Raw genomic sequence first — 19,673 nt, forward strand, 5'->3', positions numbered from 1 at the left:
ACGGATTTAAGAGCTCCTATATTCCTTACCTTTGGCAACATAACCAAGTGAAGTCCTCGACATCCGCTCAAGGTCGGCATCCGTCAATTCACGGATCACTTTGGCTGGTGTTCCCAGAGCTAGGGTATAGGGCGGAATTTTAGTATTTTCAGTTACAACAGAACCGGCCCCAATCAGTGTGTACTCACCAATATCGGCTCCATTGAGAAGGATGGCTCCCATACCGATCAGCGAGCCTGTTCCGATGTGACAACCATGAATAATCGCGGCATGTCCCACTGAAACGTCATCTCCCAGAATCAAAGGTTGATTCGTATTCACATGTCCAACAGCATTGTCCTGAATGTTACAACGTTGTCCGATCCAAATTGGCGCCAGATCGGCCCGTAATACGGCATTGAACCAGACCGTTGAATCTGCACCTAACTTCAGGTCACCTATAAGTTTGGCACCTTCAGCTACATACACCGAAGAATGAAGCTGCGGTTGTTGACCCTTGAATGGGATTATCATATCAGTATCACTCCTTAATTTGGGAGTGATTTTAGCAACTTGTCCCCTAAATGTCAAACACAAGAGGAGTCGTGTCACCAGACAGCGATCGGCAGGTTGCAGCAAGCCGTAAGCCCCATGCTGTCATTTGCACGGTACTCTCACCCTCCTGCTCTCCGATGCGAAGCATTCCCAGATGCAGCATCATTTTGACAACTCTCGTTTCATAGATCGTCTCCGGTGTGTCGTAATAAAACGGCTGGATTAACGGGCCAATTTGTCGGAACAAGGACTCTGCAGTGGACCAACCAGGCGCACATTCTCCTGTCCAATACACAATGGAGGACAAGTTTGGAATAGCACCTTTATAAAGTCTTAACCAAAACCGAAATAGCTGTATCATCTCGGCTGTATTCTCTGCACCCAGTTTTTCCTCGCCGGCTGCAGTCAATTTCAGCAGCCCCTGTTCTTCCCGAACAAGCCGGTGGTGGAAAGCATAGTCATATAGCAATGCAAACCGGTCAGGGTAATCCTTGAAGGAACGACCGTAGCCAAACCTCCATCCCGCTTTTCCAACCAATGATTCACTGACATGAAGATGGTCCATCACCTGCTGCTGAGAACGACGGTACATCATGCCTTCTGCGTTCAAAGTAATTTCATGCTGCTGCACAAATTGCAGGAACAACTTCAGATCGTCTACCAGCAGATGGTATTCATCTCGATACATCGGTGGTTCATTTGTCGTTTTAATACCTGCCTTCAGGTGAGCGGATAACACATCCCGGAACCTCATTTTCAGATCCTGGGGTACCTGGTAAAGGTACTTCGTATGCTGTGTTGTTCCATTGAATAACCATCCACTCTTGGTGAACCGAACTATAAGATCTCGCGGACTGGCACCGGACTCGCTTTCTTTTTTGTCCATCGATTGACGGGCAATGGCGACAAGCTCCTCCATGCCAAAGTATTGCCGAGGATCAAATAGCAGGTTGTTCAGGAAACGCAGATGGGCCACATTAAGTTCGCTGACCTGTTGCTCAAAAAATCGTCTACTGCCCAACGTTGTGAGAATACTCTGGATGAGTTCATGTTTGGAATTGGGTTTACACTCACACTGGTAATAGTCTGCTATTCGATTAAGCTGGCCGATATCGGCAAAAGTTAGCATATCCGCTAGATTCATGGGTCCATCGCCTCGCCGTTAACTACTATTGGGCTACTGATTCGGGGCCGGAGTAGTTTGGTTTTGTAAACATGTTTGACGGAATTCCCATGATCTAAACCTCATTTACCAAATCTTTTATCTTTTTATTCATCCTATGCCCGAACTTGTCTGCTCAGAAGAAAAATGAGAGGCACAGAATGATACCAAACGACAGTTTCGCTGTTTCAAAACAAAAAAAACAACCTGAGTCCAATTACTCAGATTGTTTAGCCGCATCCAATGATAGATGTCGTGTGCAATTATATAACAAGGGACTCCAGTCATCCTGTTCTTTTTCCAGGATCGTAAGTGACAGGTTTCCAATTCGTTCCGTATAGCGGTCTTTGAACAAGGCAGACAACAGGTTTGCGAGAAAAGCGCCATGAGTTACAATCAAAACATTTTTGTCCTGATATGCAGCCCATAAATCTTCTAGAAACGCTAAAGCGCGAGTCTGTATATCAATAATCTGCTCCTGTCCCAGATCCAGCGTCTCCCAGTCCATTCCCCAGCGGGTGATTCGTTCATCCGAGGTCAAACCCTCGATCTGACCGAAACCTCTTTCTTTCAAACGCGCATCTGGCTCAAGCATAGGCACGTCTAGCAATCCAGAGATAATCTCTCCTGTCTCCTGGGCTCGCGATAAACCACTGGTAATGATATAGTCCCATTGATAATCCTCTGTCAACAGACGGTGTCCCAGACGTTCTGCCTGCTGACGCCCTTCGGCATTCAATGGTATGTCTGTCTGCCCTTGGATACGCCCTGCAGCGTTCCAATCGGTAAGACCGTGACGAATAAGCCCAATTCGCATCTCATCCCTCATTTCTCTAAACGGCGAACGCCTGGTTAACTACGCACGCGCACCTTGTTTACGTTTGTTCGTCGTTCGATGCATCCGCCCCAGCGAAAACAAAGCCATGCCAATGGCGAGTAGTGACAAGGCCATCCAGTATCCCGGATACGCAGGTCCCATACTTACGACAAAGGGTTCAATAATGCTTCCTCTGTCGGCCCCTGGCATGTCGTACTGATACATACCTGAAGCAGTCAGATCGCTTCCAGCAACAGCTGTTTCGAGAATCCCCGTAGAAACGACACTTTGCTGTTCAGCTTCTGATACCCCAGACTTAAACATCGCCATGTATAAGAAACTGCATAAAAAAATGGCCAGAAACGCAGCAATCCACAACGTCATATGCTTGCGGATCGCAGCAGAGAATCGATTCACTTTTGCCTCTTCAGGCAAAAGCCACGGGGACTCCGCATAAATGCGGTCCATTACGTTGCGATTGACTCTCTCTGCCTGCTGCTCTGTCACTGGTTCCGGTATGCTGTGCAGCAATACTTGGGCTTCTTCCCAAACTTCAAACTGCTGCGAGCACTCCTCACAACCATCCAGATGTGCATGAAAAGCAAGCCGCTGCGGATGATTTGCCGGCAAGTCCCAGATCAGTGCAAACAAGTCCTGGGCTTCATTGCAATTCATCTGTTCTTCATCCCTTCATATGGCTCGTACACCGGTTCGAAGAAATAAGGTTCCAATTGAGTTTTTACGCTAGATCTTGCTCTGAACAATAACGATTTTACAGAACTGACGCTCTGCCCAAGAATATTCGCAATCTCCTGGTAGTCTAGTTGATCATATTCACGGAGTATGATGGCAGAACGCTGCTTCTCCGGTAAGTTGTTAATGGCATCTCTAACCAGCATGACCCGCTCACTGCGCAGTACAGCATGCTCTGGGGCGTTCTCGGAAGGAGCAATGGGTACAATCCCGCTCTCTTCTAGAGGAACACTGCCACTGCGCTGTTTGCGCAGCTCACTCAGCACCGTATTTCTCGCAATGGTATATAACCACGTCGAGAATGAGGCATCCACCTCGCGGAATGAGTGTAAACTGCGGAACGCCTTATAGAAAGTCTCAGAACAGAGATCTTCCGCAAGCAGCTCCATATTGGAACTTTTCAACATATGATATACGAAAGCCAGTATTTTACGCTGATAACGACGCATCAGCTCGGAATATAACTCCAGGTTACCTTCCTTGATCTCTCGAATCAACTGGGAATCCGTCATTTGAGTGCGACCCCTCCTCGCCCATCCATGTGCTTCTCCCCGTTCGACTCTATCCATGTATTACCGAACAGGCACAAAAAAGTTGCGGTTCTCACCGCATAAAACAGCGTAAAGCCATATCAGGCCTCTACGCCAAATTCCCCTATGTAATGGCAATTTCCCCAACGTTTCTACATTAACAGTATTTATTGTACAACGGTCAGCAGCCTCCTGGCAAATTCTTTACGATTTACAAAAGCCCGACCTGTCATTCTTATGCCTCTTATTTCACGAGTATGACTACATAAGAACCCAACTGGCAAAATTGCACATTGCACACTCATTAGACGCAAAGAGATCCAAAAAGGTTGCAAAATTTTAACCTTTTTATTTCAGATCCTTTTTTGGAGGGTTTTATTTCCTGAATTTACGTAAGTTATAATTTGATTTAACAATTTTTTATAAAGTGTTGACAAAATGAAAACGTATACATATAATAAAAGTACAGTATGGTTTCTCTCCACTCCTATCCAATAACTGTATTGCTCCACGTGAGCAATGGCCGCTTATGTAAGCGGTCTTTTTTTTGCCCTTCTTTAAGGACGTATCATAACAACTGTTTATCAATACACAAAAAAAGGAGGGCTCTCGCCCTCTTTTTTCTATTCTCATACCCAGACCTGATATCCCAGGGAATCCAATAAAGACTTCGCACGTTCCATATCCTCTTCCTGACGGAATGACAAACGCATGATGCCTGGCACATCGACCCGGTTCTCGATAATCTCCAGGTTGCTCAAGTTGATATCATGTGTCCCAAGCTCTGTTGCGATCTTACCAATCATCCCTGGTGCATCCTGAACGTCTGTATACAAGTCAAACAGCGGCGAGATCATGCCTTTACGCCGTTCTGGCAATACGCTGCGGAATTCACGTGCCTGACGGAATGCTTCTTCGATTCCTGGACCATTCTCGTTTTCCAGCATATCCGTAAAAGCAGACATCTGGCTGTTCCAGTCCTTCAATAGACCAAGGAGTACTTCACGATTGCTCAGCAGGATATCACGCCATACAATCGCATCACTGGATGCAATACGTGTGATATCACGGAACCCGCCTGCCGCCAACATTTTATACAGGGGATTTGATTCATTATATTCACGTACCTGATTCACGAGCGCTACCGCGATGACATGTGGTAAATGACTGATAGCTCCCACAATATCATCATGTAATAATGGCTCAACTCTGACGATCTGTGCCCGCGTATACGCTAGTAGCTCGGATAATCTGGCATATGCCTCTTCAGGAACATGTGCAGACGGAGTCAGAACATAATACGCGTTCTCGAAAAGTACGGCCGACGCCGCATCAACACCAGCACGCTCAGATCCGGCCATCGGATGACCGCCAATGAAGTAGGCATCGGTCATGCGTACATGCTCAGCACAAGCCGCAATTGAAGCTTTGGTGCTGCCAACATCCGTGATGATGCATCCCTTTTTCAAGGGCAGCTTCGCCAATTGTTGAAAATATGATTCAAGCAGACCTACCGGAACGCACAAAAAAATAAAGTCGGCATCCTGCACCGCTTCTTCCAGAGAGAGTGTAGCATCGTCCACTACACCACTCGCTATGTACTTTTCTTTCAATTCAGGTAGATGTGCATAGCCCATTACAGTTACTCCCGGCTTGCCTTTGAAGCAAAGCGCGAGAGATCCTCCAATGAGCCCCACACCAATCATTGCAATTTTTAATTTCATGAGACCTCACTCTTTCATCGCCGGTTTTAGTGGCTTGTTGTCGCCTTCTCAGCCAGCGTGTTCTCCAATGCCGTCACAAAAGCACGGTTCTGTTCTGGTTTGCCTACAGACACACGGATGTATGTTGGATAGACTTGGAATCCAGGGCGGACAATGATCCCTTGTTTGAGCAAGGATTGGAACACATCTTTAGATGGCATATCCAAATCGACCAAGATGAAGTTTCCTTGCGACGCGAAGAACGGCAATCCAAGACGGGTAAACTCGTTTTGCAGATAATCACGTTCAGATGCATTCTGCTTCGCACATTCCTGAACAAATGGTTGGTCCAAAAGTGCAGCCGTTGCTGCCACCTGGCCAAAACGCGACGTGTTGAATGGTTCACGTACACGGTTAATCAGGTCGATGACCTCCGGACGTGCAATGCCATATCCAATTCGTAGTGAAGCAAGGCCATAGATTTTGGAGAATGTCCGTAAAATGACCAGGTTCGGATAACGATCCAGCATGGAAATGGTTTGTGGATAAGCCGCATCCGTTACAAACTCATAATAGGCCTCATCCACCACAACCATGACATGAGCAGGTACCCGATCCATAAATGCTACAAGTTCCTGTTCAGAGATAATTGTCCCTGTAGGATTATTCGGATTACATACCCAGATGACTTTGGTTTTATCACTAATTTCCGCCAGCATGGAGGACAGGTCATGCGTTCCATCTTGAAGCGGAACTTCAATTGTCACTGCCCCCTCAATGTCTGCATTGCTTTTGTACACGGAGAACGTCTGATCCGCCATGATTGTCTCATCGCCGGGAAGGAAGAAGGCACGGGTAATTAATGCAATAATCTCGTCTGATCCGCAGCCAAAAATAATGTTGTTTCGTTCCACGCCCAAATGCTTTGCCAGCACTCCTGTCAGCTCAACGGCGCTGCCGTCAGGATACAGACTAACATAGGCCAGCTCTTTCGTAATGGCTTCCAGTACGGCAGGAGAGCTGCCATATGGATTTTCGTTGGAGGCCAGCTTGATCACTTGCTCAAGCCCCAGTTCACGTTTCACTTCTTCAATCGGTTTGCCCGGTTGGTACACAGGCAGATTGACAATCTGGGATTTCGGTTTCAACCCGACCGCCTCCTGTAGTTAAGTTATAAGTTACATGCCGAAACATGCAGGGCAATAACACGCCGTTATCTCCCTATCCTTTTAATTGTGCCACAAAGTTGCGAATTTGCAACAGCCCTGCCTCACGGGTATCCGGATTTCCAAGAAGAGGAATCGCTTCTTCCACCTGACGAACAATGGCACTCCCGACAACCACCCCGTCACAGATGCGGGAAAAACGCTCTACTTGCTCATGGCTGGAAATGCCGAACCCTACCGCTACCGGAATATCTGTCAGACTTTTCACAGTCTCAATAAAACTCTCTACTCCGTCAAAGAAGGAGGCTCTTTCCCCCGTTACACCTAGTGAAGATACGCAGTAGATAAAGCCTCTCGCTCCAGTAACGATACGCTCAATCCGCGCGTTGGACGTAGGAGCTACCAGCGGAACCAGATGCACGCCTGCCTCGTCCGCCCTGCGGCGCATCTCTTCTGCTTCCTCAATGGGAAGATCCGGAATAATCATGCCGCTAATATCGTGTTTCACAAGTTCACCAAAGAACAAATCAAGTCCCGTTTGCAGTACAGGGTTGTAATACGTAAAGAGAACAAACGGTAGCTGTACCCCAGCCTCGCGTGCTTTGGCCGCTGTTTCCATGCAGGTACGAATGGAGATCTGGCTTTTCAGCGCACGCTCGGAAGCACGCTGGATGACAGGGCCATCCGCAAGCGGATCGGAATAGGGAACCCCAAGCTCCAGGATGTCAGCTCCTGCCTGTTCAAGCTCCTTGATAATATCAATTGTCGTCTCCACATCGGGGTCACCAACGGTCAGAAACGGAATAAGTGCTGTACGATTTTGTTCCTTTAAACGCAGGAAGGTCTGGTCCATCCGATTCATGACAAGTTCCCTCCCGTATATTTCATAATGGATTCAACATCTTTGTCTCCCCGACCGGACAGACAGATGACAACGATATCGTCTGCTGTAAGTTCAGGTGCAAGCTTAACGACCTGAGCCACAGCATGTGCAGATTCCAGTGCAGGAATGATACCTTCTGTACGACTGAGCAGCTGCAGAGCATCCAGCGCCTCCTGATCTGTGATCGGTACATACTTAGCACGTTCAATGTCCTTCAGATAGGAATGCTCCGGACCAACGCCTGGATAATCCAGACCCGCCGAGATGGAATGTGCAGGTTGAACCTGTCCATACTCATCCTGAAGCAAATAACTCATGGAACCCTGAAATACGCCATGTGTGCCTTTACTCATCGTCGCTGCGTGGAATTCAGTGTCCACACCTTTGCCGGCAGCTTCGACACCAACAAGCTTTACATCCTGATCCCCGATAAACGGGTAAAACATACCAATTGCATTGCTTCCGCCACCGACAGCCGCAACAATCACATCAGGAAGACGCCCTTCGATCTCCTGGATCTGTCTGCGCGTCTCATCCCCAATGACTCGTTGAAAGTTACGCACCATCATGGGATATGGATGAGGACCAACGACGGATCCAAGCACATAGAATGTATCCTCCACGTTGCTGACCCAGTAACGAAGAGCCTCATTCCCTGCATCCTTCAGTGTCCGTGTGCCAGACGTCACCGGAATCACTTCCGCCCCCAGCAGCTTCATCCGGAATACGTTCAGTTGTTGACGCTCTGTATCTTCTTCGCCCATGAACACTTTACATTCAAGACCAAGCAGTGCAGCAACGGTTGCCGTTGCGACGCCATGTTGTCCGGCACCCGTTTCGGCAATGACTTTCTTTTTACCCATACGTTTGGCAAGCAAGCCTTGTCCGATCGCATTGTTAATTTTATGTGCACCGGTATGATTCAAATCTTCCCGCTTCAGATAGATCTTCGGTCCTCCCAGATGGCGAGACAACTGTTCCGCATGATACAGCGGCGTCTCCCGTCCGGAATACTCACTTAGCAGATAGTTTAATTCCTTATTGAATTCCTCGTCTTGAGAGTAATGATCATACGCCTCTTCCAATTCGATTAGAGCGTTCATTAGTGTCTCAGGAACAAAGCGGCCTCCGAAGGGACCGAATCGCCCGTGTTGATCCGGCAATTGATGTGTCATGCCTGCTTCACCCTTTCTACAAATGCTGTGATTTTTGCAATATCTTTCACGCCGTCAGACTCTACGCCGCTGGATACATCGACGCCGTCTGGTGCATAGGTCTGTATCAGTTGTTCTACATTATCCGGATGCAGCCCCCCTGCTACGAACAGAGCAATTCCATGTTGAATGGCCCATTCGGCATAAGCGGGAATACGATCCCACGCAAACGTCTTGCCGGAACCTCCTCCGTATAACGGATCATAGGTATCCAGTAATATGGCATCCACAACGTTTTGATAAGGATCAAGTGCCTTCTTGGCAGTATCGTTCACTTCTGCAGCTGTTTCATCTTTGGGAAAGGAAAGAGCCTTGAACACCTCGGTGCCGAAACGCTGCTTCACCAGTCCGCAAAATTCCGGAGACTCCTGTCCATGCAGCTGTATAACATCCAGGTGAGCTGCTTCCATGACACCCTCCAGTTCTGTGATTGAAGGATTCACAAATACTCCCGTCAGTTTCGGACGATAAGAAGCATTCCAGTCCATGAGGACCGCTCTTAACTCGGCAGCCTTACGCGCATCAATTTGGCGACGGGACTCGGCAAAGACAACACCAATGTAATCAATCGGCAAGTTTATCATCGATTTTAGCACTTCAACGTCCTGAAGTCCACAAATTTTTACTGCCGCTGCCGATTCTCCAGGCGCCCTGTTATCTCTGCCGCCTATACCGTCATTCATGAGTTTATTCATCCTCTTGGCCCCATCAGTTCGTAAACGGCTGCTTCCACATCATCCTTACGCATCAGATGTTCACCGACAAGGATTCCCTGTACTCCGGCCTCTATTAGTGTTCCTAAACGCTCTGGACCGTCAATTCCGCTCTCACTGATTAACGTTACGCCATCCGGAATCAACTTCATCAGATCAAGCGTTGTACTTAAGCTGGTTTCGAACGTCTTCAGATTACGGTTATTGATCCCAACAAGAGTTGCCTGCGGAATCTCCAGTACCTGCTCCAGTTCCGTTCGGTCATGGACTTCAATTAAGACATCCAGTCCTATACTTTTGGCGAATGATAGATACTGGCGGATCTGCTCTGGTGACAGGATGCTTGCAATCAGCAAAATGGCATCTGCACCAAGCAATCTCGCTTCAGCGACCTGGCGCTCATCGATAATAAAATCCTTACGCAAAAGAGGAATATTCACTGCTTGATGAATGGCCTGCAAATATTCTCCACTGCCTTGAAAGTAGGAGACGTCGGTCAATACGGAAATACAATCTGCTCCTGCCCGTTCATAGGCTAATGCAATCTCTACCGGATGAAAGTCAGGACGTATAAGCCCTTTGGATGGTGATGCTTTTTTCACTTCAGCAATAAGTCCCAGGCTCCGATTACGATTCTTCGATAACGCCCGTTCAAACCCGCGGGTAACCGGCAATGTTTCAATCTGTTTTAATGCCTCTTCCATCTGAAAGGTCTGGGCCAATACTTCAACCTCTTGCTGTTTCGTTGCAACAATTCGATCAAGATACATGACTGTACGCCTCCGTTGTGTGTATTAGCTGTTCCAATTTCATCGCTGCTTTTCCGGAATCCACAGCATTCGCGGCCATGGTCACACCTTCCGCAATGGTCTCCGCAAGACCCGAAAGGTAGATGCATGCTCCAGCATTTAGCAGAACGACATCACGATACGCGCTCCGTTCTCCGTGAAAGATTCGTTTTATGATTTCGGCATTCTGGAGAGCATCTCCTCCAAGAACAGTCTCCAGCGGATGGAGCGACAACCCCATATCACGCGGGTCAATGTCATACGTGTGAACTTCACCATTACGCAGTTCAGATACCTGAGTCGGTGCGGATATGCTGATCTCATCCAGTCCATCATGACTTGCAACGACGAGCGCTCTCTTTAAATCGAGACGATTGAGAACTTCTGCAATCATCGACGTACGACTGCGGTCATACAGACCAAGGAGCTGCCGATCCGCTCCTGCGGGATTAGTGAGAGGACCAAGCATATTGAAGATCGTACGTACACCGAGCTCTTTGCGAGGTGCAGCCGCATGTTTCATGGAAGGATGGTATACCTGAGCAAAACAGAAGCAAATTCCGATCTCATCCAGGCATTGTCTGGCCTGTTCTCCATCCAGGTGAATGTTAACCCCCAGCGCTTCAAGAACATCCGCACTGCCCGCTTTACCAGAAGCAGATCGATTACCATGTTTCGCCACTCGAACAGAGACTGCTGCCGCAATGATGGCTGAGGCTGTTGAGATATTGAACTTGTGAATCCCCGATCCGCCAGTCCCGCAAGTATCGAGCAGCCCGCTGCTATCGGTAAGAATTCGGCCGCCCTGTCCACGCATGGCCTCGGCGAAACCGGTGATTTCGTCCACCGTTTCCCCTTTCATTCGGAGAGCCATTAGCAATCCGCCGATCTGGGCCGGAGTCGCTTCACCTCTCATGATGGAGTACATCAAGTTACGTGCTTCCGTCTGCTCGAGATGGTTACCCTCCAAAATTTTGGAAAGTCCGTCCTTCATTCCTTCGTTCAGGTTTAATGCAGATGCGGATCTCTTGGAGTCTTCATTCATCACAGGGTTCATATTCATATCCGGTCTCTCCTCTCTCAGTTCTGTACAGCCGTGGCTGGCGTTACAAAATAATCTGCATTAGCAAGTGTCAGGTGGTTATCTTTTCCTTTGGGAGGGAACATGGCCTCCGCTGTACGGATTGCTTTAAGTAATGCTTTCGCCTTGTTGACTGTTTCCTCGTATTCACTTTCAGGTACCGAGTCCCATACAATGCCTGCTCCGGCCTGCACGTACGCTTTCCCTTTTTTGAAAATGATGGTTCGAATCGTAATGCAGGCATCCATGTTACCGGAGAACCCGAGATAGCCGATAGCGCCTGCGTAAGCACCGCGTGCTTCTTTTTCCAGCTCTGCAATAATCTCCATTGCACGCAGCTTCGGTGCACCCGATACCGTTCCAGCTGGGAGACAAGAGAGGAATGCATCGAAGAAGTCCTTGTCTTCTCTGAGCTCGCCCGTCACATTCGATACCATGTGCATGACGTGAGAATAACGCTCAATCTCCATGAACATGTCACACTTCACACTGCCAAATTTCGATACACGGCCGAGATCGTTGCGGCCCAGATCAACCAGCATGAGATGTTCCGCCCGTTCCTTCTCATCCTGCAGCAGATCGGCTGCAAGAGCACGATCCTCTGCTTCCGTTGCACCTCTTGGACGTGTGCCGGCAATTGGCCGTGTCTCCACACGATTTCCATCCACCTTTACCAGAGCCTCTGGTGAGGTCCCTACAATGATTTCATCATCCATTTTCAAATAATACATATAGGGTGATGGATTCAGTGTCCGAAGTACACGATATACATGAAGCGGGGAAACCTCAGTATCAATGTGGAAGCGCTGCGACAGCACGACCTGAAAAATATCACCTGCACGGATATATTCCTTGGCTTGCTCCACATTGCCGATAAACTGTTCCTTCGTTAGGTTGGAACGAATATCCCCCAGATCAACGTCTCCCGGAATGGATCGCGGATTCAGGTTTTCCCCTGGTCCTTGCTGCTGCAAGCGCTCAGCGGCCTGCTCAAGCTTCTCTGATGTCACTGCATAAGCTTTCCGGATGTCCTCATCCGTTGCTCCTTCTTTGACATGAACGTTGCCGACAAGCAGCATTTGCTGTTTCACGTGGTCAAACACAATAATCTGGTCACAGAACATGAAACGGATATCATCCATATTCAGATCATCCAGCGCATGAGCTGGAAGCTTCTCATAATATTGCAGCAGATCATATCCAAAAAAACCAATCGCTCCGCCTGTAAATGGCGGCAGTTCGTCATCCTTGGGACTACGGTACTTGCGCAGCAGCGCTTTTAGTTCTTCAATGGGTTTGCCTGGCAGTTCGCGCTTCTGGCCAGCTTCTTCCACTTCCATCCGACCCTTTTTGGCCGAAATCATCAGAAACGGATCCGTACCAATGAAAGAATACCTTGCCCACTGAATACCGCCCTCCACACTTTCCAGCAGGAATGCCCGGTCATTCTCAGCATAACGGCGGAAAATCCGGATAGGCGTTTCCATATCAGCCAAAATCCGTTTGACTACCGGAATCAGATTGTATTCATTCGACATTTTCAGTACTTGATTAACGTTTGGCGTTATCATCAGATCACGTCCTTTCAGATTAGGTAGAAGAAAGTCGGTTGTATATAACAAAAAAACCTCTACCATCAGGTAGAGGTTCTGGGTTTATAAGCTGTAATTAACAGTTTGGCGCTTCATAAATAACAAGTCCCTATACTTCCATGCTGGATCATCAGACCAGTCTCATGAATGAACGTCCTACACCCACCAACCTGCACGTCTTGAATATGGGTTCACTAACTCTTCCGCTTGCACGATACCATCACAGAAACGAAATGGGATCTCAGCAAACAAAAATGAGCATATACCAAAACAAAACGGTGTCACTGGACACGTTTCACAATATGAGGTTCCTGTTCCTATCAATCCTGTAGCACGACGTACCGCGAATCAGTTGGCCGACCTTGTTACTCCGGCTACCACCCGCTGGACTCTGCTATATACTCCACTATCTCAGCTGCTCTCAGCTCAACTCATACTCTACTCAACTGGTTCTCACTATACAGCATTCAGAATGGTTTGACAACCACTCTATTTCTTACGAATTCGAAGGTGCAGCCAAATCGGGCCGCAGAGATTGTGCACCATTCAGGTACACATGATTGATTTCATGTTGGTCTTTGGTTGTGTTCACATGCACCATGAAACGAATGCATTGCGGCAGGGCACCCTTAACAGGTACTTCCAGTGCACACATCAAAGGTACCAACTCCCAGCCATCCAGTTGGCGAATGGCCTTCGCTGGAAAGGCTGCATCCAAATCACCCGTCATCGTAATCCAGACGCTGCAGATATCTTCCGGTTTGATATCATTGCGGTCTACAATCTCTTGCAGCAATACCGCTGTTTCCTTCAAAATCAGTTCTTCGTTATTTTGCGTGACTGTTGTAGCCCCGCGAATTCCACGTGTTACCATCGTTATTCTGCTCCCTTCTTAAGCAATTCAATGACATCCCGAACTGCCGATACGGGCACGTCTTTCACAATTCGCGCTGCCCCAATCCGATCCGGAATAATAAAAACCATATGTCCTTCACGGAATTTCTTGTCATGCATCATGGCATCCATCAACGCATCCGTATTCAGATGTTTTGGCATGGTGACCGGTAATCGCAGGGAACGAAGCATTCGCACCGTATCGTCATATAGACCTGCAGGTGCACCAAGCTTCTCGCCCAGCAAAGCCGATCCGGCCATCCCGATAGAGATGGCTTCTCCATGCAAAAACTCCCCGTATCCAGCTATCGCTTCAATTGCATGACCAATGGTATGGCCCAAATTCAAAAGTGCACGCTCGCCGTTTTCCCGCTCATCACGAGACACAATTTCAGCCTTGATGCCGCATCCGCGTTCCAGACCGTATCCGAGTGTTTCCGCATCAAGCGCGAGCAACGCTTCGGCATGCTCTTCACACCAATGTGCAAACGCTTCGTCGCGAATCAGGCCGTGCTTCAGCATTTCCGATAGTCCGGCTGAAACATCGCGCGGCGGCAAGGATTGAAGTGTATCCACATCATAGAGCACAAGCTCAGGCTGATGGAATGCACCAATCATATTTTTGGCCAGCGGATGGTTAACGGCTACTTTACCACCAACACTGCTGTCATGTGCGAGGATTGTTGTAGGTACTTGTACAAACTTGATTCCACGCATATATGTAGCCGCCACGAATCCAGCGAGATCTCCCACAACGCCTCCGCCCAAGGCAATAATGGCGGAACTGCGATCCAGTTTACCCTCAATGGCAGCTGTCATCATGTCTTGATAAACCGATAGGGATTTGGATGTCTCTCCCGAAGGAACCACTGCCGAAACGACTGTATAGTCAGCCGCCCGGAGGGTCTGTTCAAGACCAGCCAAATACTTGGGAGCCACATTCTCATCTGTAATAATGAGCAGCGGACTTTTTTTGGTCAATCCATATTGCTCAAAAAATCGAGGCGCCTCAGCGAGCAGACCACTGCCAATCAGAATGGGATATGAGCGTTCCTCCAACTGAACTGTCAGCTGACGCATATTAGTAGCTCTCCAATTGAGCGTTATAGTTGTTGTAGTTGGCGCGAATTTCCTCCATGGAATCCCCACCGAATTTCTCAAGGAATGCCTTGGCAATCTCCCATGCCACCACATGTTCCATGACTACGCTTGCTGCCGGAACGGCACAAGCATCTGAACGTTCGACTTGGGCAGTGAAGGCTTCTTTGGTATCAATATCAACACTTTGAAGTGGTTTGTAGAGTGTCGGGATAGGTTTCATAACCCCACGAACCACGACCGGCATTCCGTTGGTCATTCCGCCTTCAAATCCACCCAAACGATTGGTTGCCCGGTGGTAACCACGTTCCTCCGTGTGAAGAATTTCATCATGTACCTGGGAGCCGCGAATCGTTCCTGCTTCGAATCCGATACCGATCTCCACACCTTTAAAGGCATTAATGGACATGACACCTTGAGCAATCCGTGCATCCAGTTTGCGATCATACTGCACATGGCTTCCGAGACCTACAGGCACACCTTCAACAATGCATTCCACGATTCCTCCGATGGAGTCGCCTTCCTGCTTGATTTGATCAATATAGGCTTCCATCTTCTTCTCCGTCTCTGCATCCGTCACTCGAACCGAGGAAGCTTCGGTTACTTCAATCAGCTCATCGATAGGCAGGTCTTGGTAAGGTGCCTCAATCTCTCCGATACGCAGTACACGCCCCGCTACCTTAATGCCAAACTCAGCCAGGAATTGACGGGCGATCGCTCCACAAGCTACACGTACCGTTGTTTCACGTGCACTGGAGCGCTCCAGAACGTTGCGCAGATCTTTCAGGTTATATTTGAGTCCGCCATTCAGGTCCGCATGTCCAGGACGAGGACGATGAACGCGGCGTTTCTCTTCATCACTGCCTTCAATAGGCTCAATATTCATAATGTTCTGCCAGTGTTTCCAGTCATTATTCTGAACGACCAGAGCTACCGGTGCTCCAGTTGTATATCCGTGACGAATGCCACCCACAAAATTGGCCTGATCTTTCTCAATCTGCATCCGGCGTCCACGGCCATATCCTTTCTGTCTACGGTGGAGCTGGAAGTTCAGTTCCTCAAAATCAATATTCAGATTGCTTGGCAATCCTTCGATAATTGCGGTCAATTGGGGTCCGTGCGTTTCCCCTGCGGTTAAATAACGTAAACTCATAATACGTTCCCCCTTTAAACTGTTAAACTGCACATTGCTAAAATCCCATAATTTCTTTGCTCATTATAGTATAGCTGACCCGCTTTGACAAGAAAGCCCGTCGTTTCCTGCCCAAAAACGAAATTTTGGTCAGCTTGTGCTGACACAATTCGGAGTTGAAATTACGCTCTTCCTTACCCCGAAATACAAATAACCGTCTGGACACATGTTCGTGTGTAATCCAGACGGTCATCCAATCCATTGACCTTGTTTATTTTTTGCGATAGAAGAACGTTTCCGCTGTCTCCAGACCGTATTGTCCAGGTGAGAAGATCTGTTCTGTGCTGCCTACGAATAAAATGCCGCCTGGCCGTAAACTTGCTGCAAATTTATGATACAACAGATTTTTAGCTTCCTCGGTAAAATAGATCATTACATTCCGGCACACAATTAGATCATACCCATCATCAAATCGGTCCAGCAGCAGATTCTGCTTCATAAACTTGATTGAGCTTTTGAGCTTGTCATCGATTCGATAAACCAACCCATCCTGCTTAAAATAACGACTGGCTGTCTCTTTGGGGACATCCTTGAGCGAACGCTCCATATAGCGGCCTTCCTTGGCTTTGGCCAGTGCACCTTCGTCCAGATCACTCGCCGTAATGGAACTGTCCTTAAGAATCCCCATCGTATCCAAAATCATTGCAAGTGTATAGGGCTCTTCGCCAGTTGAACAAGCTGCACTCCACACCTTTACTCGGCGCTTTGGACCAATCAATTCAGGAAGGATCTCGTCACGGAGCACTTCCCAGCGGTTAGGATTTCGCCAAAATTCCGAAACGTTAATCGTCATCCGATCAAGAAATTCGTAAAACAGTGACTTATCCTTCTGCATGGCATCAAAAAAATTAGAAAATGTATGAAACCCGTTTTTGTTTCGAAGTGTGGTCAGCCGTCTTTTCATCTGGCCTTCCTTGTATTGAGCAAGATCAATGCCTGTGCTCTCTTTGATTTTCCGAATAAAACCGGCATAATCCGGGTCTAGTTGTTCCTGCTCCAGCATCGTATCACCCTTCTGGCTAATAAATTACAACCAGGCTGCGATGCTCTTGTCGTACGTCACCAATTCATCTGTAGTAAAGAAGTTTGCTGCTTCACGAGAGGCAGACTCCGGTGAATCAGCTCCATGAATCAGGTTATGCGGTGTGTGGCTTGCAAAGTCTCCACGGATCGTACCGGGAGCCGCTTCCTTTACATTGGTTTTGCCGATAACGATCCGCGCAAGTGCCACAATGTCATCACCTTCCCAGACCATGGCAAATACTGGCCCGGATGTGATAAACAGCACCAGATCATCAAAAAACGGCTTACCCTCATGTTCCGCATAATGGCGCTTGGCCTGATCCTCCGTCATCTGAACCAGTTTCCCAGCCACCATTTTAAACCCCTTGTCTTCCAGACGGCTAACGATACGCCCAATCAAACCACGCTGCACACCATCCGGCTTCACCATCAAAAATGTACGATCCATACGCTCACTCCTCACTCACGGTTCAAAGTTAGTTCATTATGTAGACGCAATCACTTTGATTGTAACATACATGTCCAATTCCTCCCAATGAGGAATCTCACATCCATATCTTTGGAGTAAACCCGAGCAATAAGCAGTATGATCGTATCCATGCACTTTAATGAGTCCGCTTGACAACAAAATGTGCGATATCGCGCAAATTTTTGCTTGTTTTGATATTGGGCAGCTGATCCAGAGCATCGAGCGCTTTCTTCATATATCGGTCAGCCAGTGCTTCAGCTTTAGCGATTCCTTGACTTTGGCGAATCATTCCAATCGCATCCGAGGCACTCGCCCGTCCATCTTCACGCTGAACACGTGAAATCTCGTTAAGCAGCGGCTCACGAAGATCACGTTCCTGCAGAGCGTACAGGACAGGCAGGGTAATATTCCCCTGTTTCATATCACTACCTGGAGGCTTACCCAGTTGTTTCTCCGTTCCCACCAGATCAAGTACGTCATCCTGAATCTGGAAGGCCATGCCCACATTATATCCGTAAGTATACAGGAGTGAAGAAACATGTTTTGGTGCGCGTGTAGCCAGAGCCCCAAGCTGGCAGCTGACCGCAATCAGCAGCGCCGTTTTGCGACGGATCCGCAGCAAGTAATTGCGAACACTCTGTCCTGTATTGAAAAAGTCACGAATCTGCTCCATCTCACCGATAGACATCTGCACCATGGCCTTCGCCAGAATACGATGGATGTCCGGATCGGACAGGCCAGCTGTCATCTGAAGTGCTTTTCCATAGATATAATCCCCGGTGTACATCGCAATACGGTTATCCCATTTGGACTTCACCGTAGGTTTGCCTCTCCGCGTCTCTGCATTGTCAATAACATCGTCATGTACCAGCGAAGCGGAATGAATCAATTCCAGCGGTACCGCAATCAACTTCAGGCGTTCAATGTCATATGTACCATATTTACCGCCGAGCAGTACAAATACCGGACGCAAACGCTTCCCGCCGGCTTTAAGCAGATGTAGTGAAGTTTCACTTAGTAGTTTCTGATCTCCCTGCACACTGCGATACAATTCTTTTTCAATGTAATCCATGTCTTTTTTTAACAACCCGAAAATATCCAATAGTTTCATTCGTTCACCCGTGTCAGCGTATTATCAGTCCAAAAATCCATGCTTACCTTCCCCTCCAGCAAGTCGGGCCTGCAGGCATCACGAAAAACCAGGGCTTGCCGTTCCTGCTTGTGTTCTACTAAGTCGTACCTTACTTCTTCGAATGTCATGGCTAACATCCGGGAATTAAACTCTTCGACTTGTTCTGAAACAAATTCAGAAGTTGCCGGAGCATGGGTCAAGGCTGTGGTTTCACCGAAGCTCTACCATCAGCGCTCACCAATACCCCGGTACCGGGGCGAGCAAGTCATATTCTGCATATAAGTTAAAACAGTTATAGAAAAAAAACTTTTAGCCCCGTTGATCCGGTTCTCCCCATCTTGCGAACAGTTGATGCTGAATGCGCAAACTATCCAGCACTTTACCTACCAAAAACAAAATCAACTCTTCCATCGTCTGAGGTTTGTGATAAAAAGCCGGCATGGCCGGAATCATTCGAACACCCAAGCGAGAGAGCTTGAGCATATTTTCCAGATGGATTGCATGCAGCGGTGTCTCCCGTGGCACCAGAATTAGTGGCCTTGCCTCCTTCATCATGACATCCGCAGCGCGAGACATCAGATTATCTGACGCCCCCTGTGCGATGGAGGAAAGTGTGCCCATGGAGCATGGCATGATGATCATGCCATCTGCCAGATAAGATCCGCTTGCAATCGAAGCCCCTATATCACTAACGGGATGATAGACCAGCGAACCGCCGAGGCCGCCGAATTTCTCTTCCAGCACACCTTCACGATTCGTGACATCCCAATCCATTTCTTCTTTTAAAACCCGCCAGCCGGCATTAGATATCACCAGATGAACAGTGAAATCCAGGCCGAGCAGCGTTTCAATAAGTCTTATGCCATAAATACTTCCGCTGGCTCCGGTAATTCCGACAACAAGTCGTTTATTGTCCAGCTGCTGCATAT

At 48.1% G+C, this 19,673-nt stretch carries 21 protein-coding genes; all 21 read right to left on the reverse strand.

Annotated features, from left to right (window positions below):
* Positions 1-6 precede the first annotated feature (6 nt).
* The 21 genes from MHB82_RS19690 to MHB82_RS19790 all read right to left on the reverse strand — a co-directional run bounded on the left by MHB82_RS19690 (position 7) and on the right by MHB82_RS19790 (position 19,671).
* Positions 7-513 (reverse strand): gamma carbonic anhydrase family protein, encoded by a 507-nt coding sequence (locus MHB82_RS19690; protein WP_095361915.1) that lies wholly within the window; start codon positions 511-513, stop codon positions 7-9.
* 46 nt (positions 514-559) lie between these two features.
* Positions 560-1,678, reverse strand: coding sequence for a hypothetical protein (locus MHB82_RS19695; protein ID WP_110758990.1), 1,119 nt, complete (start codon positions 1,676-1,678; stop codon positions 560-562).
* Positions 1,679-1,913: 235 nt separating this feature from the next.
* Complete coding sequence (locus MHB82_RS19700; protein ID WP_095361917.1) at positions 1,914-2,513, reverse strand: histidine phosphatase family protein; 600 nt, start codon at positions 2,511-2,513, stop codon at positions 1,914-1,916.
* Between the two features lie 39 nt (positions 2,514-2,552).
* Positions 2,553-3,188: an anti-sigma factor family protein gene (locus MHB82_RS19705; protein ID WP_110758995.1), complete on the reverse strand. Its 636-nt coding sequence runs from the start codon at positions 3,186-3,188 to the stop codon at positions 2,553-2,555.
* The gene (locus MHB82_RS19710; RefSeq protein ID WP_095361919.1) at positions 3,185-3,778 is read right to left on the reverse strand and encodes an RNA polymerase sigma factor; all 594 of its coding nucleotides are present in this window, start codon (positions 3,776-3,778) and stop codon (positions 3,185-3,187) included. The genes MHB82_RS19705 and MHB82_RS19710 overlap by 4 nt, the downstream gene beginning before the upstream one ends.
* A 647-nt stretch (positions 3,779-4,425) precedes the next feature.
* Positions 4,426-5,520, reverse strand: coding sequence for a prephenate dehydrogenase (locus MHB82_RS19715; protein ID WP_095361920.1), 1,095 nt, complete (start codon positions 5,518-5,520; stop codon positions 4,426-4,428).
* A gap of 26 nt (positions 5,521-5,546) precedes the next feature.
* On the reverse strand, positions 5,547-6,647 hold the full coding sequence (gene hisC / locus MHB82_RS19720; RefSeq protein WP_341175661.1) for a histidinol-phosphate transaminase: 1,101 nt from the start codon (positions 6,645-6,647) through the stop codon (positions 5,547-5,549).
* A gap of 73 nt (positions 6,648-6,720) precedes the next feature.
* Complete coding sequence (gene trpA / locus MHB82_RS19725; RefSeq protein WP_341175662.1) at positions 6,721-7,527, reverse strand: tryptophan synthase subunit alpha; 807 nt, start codon at positions 7,525-7,527, stop codon at positions 6,721-6,723.
* Entirely contained in the window at positions 7,524-8,723 is a 1,200-nt protein-coding gene (gene trpB / locus MHB82_RS19730) for a tryptophan synthase subunit beta (protein ID WP_341175663.1), read from the reverse strand. Before trpB ends, trpA begins: the two co-directional genes overlap by 4 nt.
* Positions 8,720-9,445 (reverse strand): phosphoribosylanthranilate isomerase, encoded by a 726-nt coding sequence (locus MHB82_RS19735; RefSeq protein ID WP_341175664.1) that lies wholly within the window; start codon positions 9,443-9,445, stop codon positions 8,720-8,722. The genes trpB and MHB82_RS19735 overlap by 4 nt, the downstream gene beginning before the upstream one ends.
* Positions 9,446-9,453: 8 nt before the next feature.
* The gene (trpC, locus tag MHB82_RS19740; protein WP_341175665.1) at positions 9,454-10,245 is read right to left on the reverse strand and encodes an indole-3-glycerol phosphate synthase TrpC; all 792 of its coding nucleotides are present in this window, start codon (positions 10,243-10,245) and stop codon (positions 9,454-9,456) included.
* Positions 10,235-11,257 carry an anthranilate phosphoribosyltransferase gene (gene trpD, locus MHB82_RS19745; protein ID WP_445671267.1) on the reverse strand — a complete coding sequence of 341 codons (1,023 nt, stop codon included), beginning with the start codon at positions 11,255-11,257 and terminating at the stop codon, positions 10,235-10,237. The genes trpC and trpD overlap by 11 nt, the downstream gene beginning before the upstream one ends.
* A gap of 86 nt (positions 11,258-11,343) precedes the next feature.
* Positions 11,344-12,915 (reverse strand): anthranilate synthase component I, encoded by a 1,572-nt coding sequence (trpE, locus tag MHB82_RS19750; RefSeq protein WP_095361957.1) that lies wholly within the window; start codon positions 12,913-12,915, stop codon positions 11,344-11,346.
* 517 nt (positions 12,916-13,432) lie between these two features.
* Positions 13,433-13,810: a chorismate mutase gene (aroH, locus tag MHB82_RS19755; RefSeq protein WP_110759002.1), complete on the reverse strand. Its 378-nt coding sequence runs from the start codon at positions 13,808-13,810 to the stop codon at positions 13,433-13,435.
* Between the two features lie 2 nt (positions 13,811-13,812).
* The gene (aroB, locus tag MHB82_RS19760; protein WP_341175667.1) at positions 13,813-14,910 is read right to left on the reverse strand and encodes a 3-dehydroquinate synthase; all 1,098 of its coding nucleotides are present in this window, start codon (positions 14,908-14,910) and stop codon (positions 13,813-13,815) included.
* Position 14,911: 1 nt separating this feature from the next.
* Positions 14,912-16,081 (reverse strand): chorismate synthase, encoded by a 1,170-nt coding sequence (gene aroC, locus MHB82_RS19765; RefSeq protein WP_095292861.1) that lies wholly within the window; start codon positions 16,079-16,081, stop codon positions 14,912-14,914.
* A 250-nt stretch (positions 16,082-16,331) separates the two neighbouring features.
* On the reverse strand, positions 16,332-17,123 hold the full coding sequence (locus tag MHB82_RS19770) for a CheR family methyltransferase (RefSeq protein ID WP_095361928.1): 792 nt from the start codon (positions 17,121-17,123) through the stop codon (positions 16,332-16,334).
* 24 nt (positions 17,124-17,147) lie between these two features.
* A complete protein-coding gene (gene ndk, locus MHB82_RS19775) occupies positions 17,148-17,591 on the reverse strand; it encodes a nucleoside-diphosphate kinase (RefSeq protein ID WP_341175668.1) in 444 nt (147 codons plus the stop codon).
* A 157-nt stretch (positions 17,592-17,748) separates the two neighbouring features.
* Positions 17,749-18,723 (reverse strand): polyprenyl synthetase family protein, encoded by a 975-nt coding sequence (locus MHB82_RS19780; RefSeq protein WP_095292868.1) that lies wholly within the window; start codon positions 18,721-18,723, stop codon positions 17,749-17,751.
* Positions 18,720-18,944 carry a hypothetical protein gene (locus tag MHB82_RS19785; protein ID WP_095361930.1) on the reverse strand — a complete coding sequence of 75 codons (225 nt, stop codon included), beginning with the start codon at positions 18,942-18,944 and terminating at the stop codon, positions 18,720-18,722. The genes MHB82_RS19780 and MHB82_RS19785 overlap by 4 nt, the downstream gene beginning before the upstream one ends.
* 109 nt (positions 18,945-19,053) lie before the next feature.
* Positions 19,054-19,671: a UbiX family flavin prenyltransferase gene (locus MHB82_RS19790; protein ID WP_095361931.1), complete on the reverse strand. Its 618-nt coding sequence runs from the start codon at positions 19,669-19,671 to the stop codon at positions 19,054-19,056.
* Positions 19,672-19,673 lie beyond the last annotated feature (2 nt).

The sequence above is a fragment of the Paenibacillus sp. FSL K6-2862 genome (assembly GCF_038005125.1).
Taxonomy (GTDB): domain Bacteria; phylum Bacillota; class Bacilli; order Paenibacillales; family Paenibacillaceae; genus Paenibacillus; species Paenibacillus illinoisensis_A.

Coding starts and splice junctions, on each gene's coding strand:
- MHB82_RS19700 (WP_095361917.1), bottom strand. CDS start 2,513: ATGCGAATTGGGCTTATTCGTCACGGTCTTACCGATTGGAACGCTGCA.
- MHB82_RS19695 (WP_110758990.1), bottom strand. CDS start 1,678: ATGAATCTAGCGGATATGCTAACTTTTGCCGATATCGGCCAGCTTAAT.
- aroC (WP_095292861.1), bottom strand. CDS start 16,081: ATGAGTTTACGTTATTTAACCGCAGGGGAAACGCACGGACCCCAATTG.
- MHB82_RS19770 (WP_095361928.1), bottom strand. CDS start 17,123: ATGCTGGAGCAGGAACAACTAGACCCGGATTATGCCGGTTTTATTCGG.
- ndk (WP_341175668.1), bottom strand. CDS start 17,591: ATGGATCGTACATTTTTGATGGTGAAGCCGGATGGTGTGCAGCGTGGT.
- trpE (WP_095361957.1), bottom strand. CDS start 12,915: ATGATAACGCCAAACGTTAATCAAGTACTGAAAATGTCGAATGAATAC.
- aroB (WP_341175667.1), bottom strand. CDS start 14,910: ATGCGTCAGCTGACAGTTCAGTTGGAGGAACGCTCATATCCCATTCTG.
- trpC (WP_341175665.1), bottom strand. CDS start 10,245: ATGTATCTTGATCGAATTGTTGCAACGAAACAGCAAGAGGTTGAAGTA.
- MHB82_RS19780 (WP_095292868.1), bottom strand. CDS start 18,723: ATGAAACTATTGGATATTTTCGGGTTGTTAAAAAAAGACATGGATTAC.
- trpD (WP_445671267.1), bottom strand. CDS start 11,257: ATGAAGGACGGACTTTCCAAAATTTTGGAGGGTAACCATCTCGAGCAG.
- MHB82_RS19710 (WP_095361919.1), bottom strand. CDS start 3,778: ATGACGGATTCCCAGTTGATTCGAGAGATCAAGGAAGGTAACCTGGAG.
- MHB82_RS19735 (WP_341175664.1), bottom strand. CDS start 9,445: ATGAATGACGGTATAGGCGGCAGAGATAACAGGGCGCCTGGAGAATCG.
- MHB82_RS19690 (WP_095361915.1), bottom strand. CDS start 513: ATGATAATCCCATTCAAGGGTCAACAACCGCAGCTTCATTCTTCGGTG.
- MHB82_RS19705 (WP_110758995.1), bottom strand. CDS start 3,188: ATGAATTGCAATGAAGCCCAGGACTTGTTTGCACTGATCTGGGACTTG.
- MHB82_RS19715 (WP_095361920.1), bottom strand. CDS start 5,520: ATGAAATTAAAAATTGCAATGATTGGTGTGGGGCTCATTGGAGGATCT.
- trpA (WP_341175662.1), bottom strand. CDS start 7,527: ATGAATCGGATGGACCAGACCTTCCTGCGTTTAAAGGAACAAAATCGT.
- aroH (WP_110759002.1), bottom strand. CDS start 13,810: ATGGTAACACGTGGAATTCGCGGGGCTACAACAGTCACGCAAAATAAC.
- MHB82_RS19790 (WP_095361931.1), bottom strand. CDS start 19,671: ATGCAGCAGCTGGACAATAAACGACTTGTTGTCGGAATTACCGGAGCC.
- trpB (WP_341175663.1), bottom strand. CDS start 8,723: ATGACACATCAATTGCCGGATCAACACGGGCGATTCGGTCCCTTCGGA.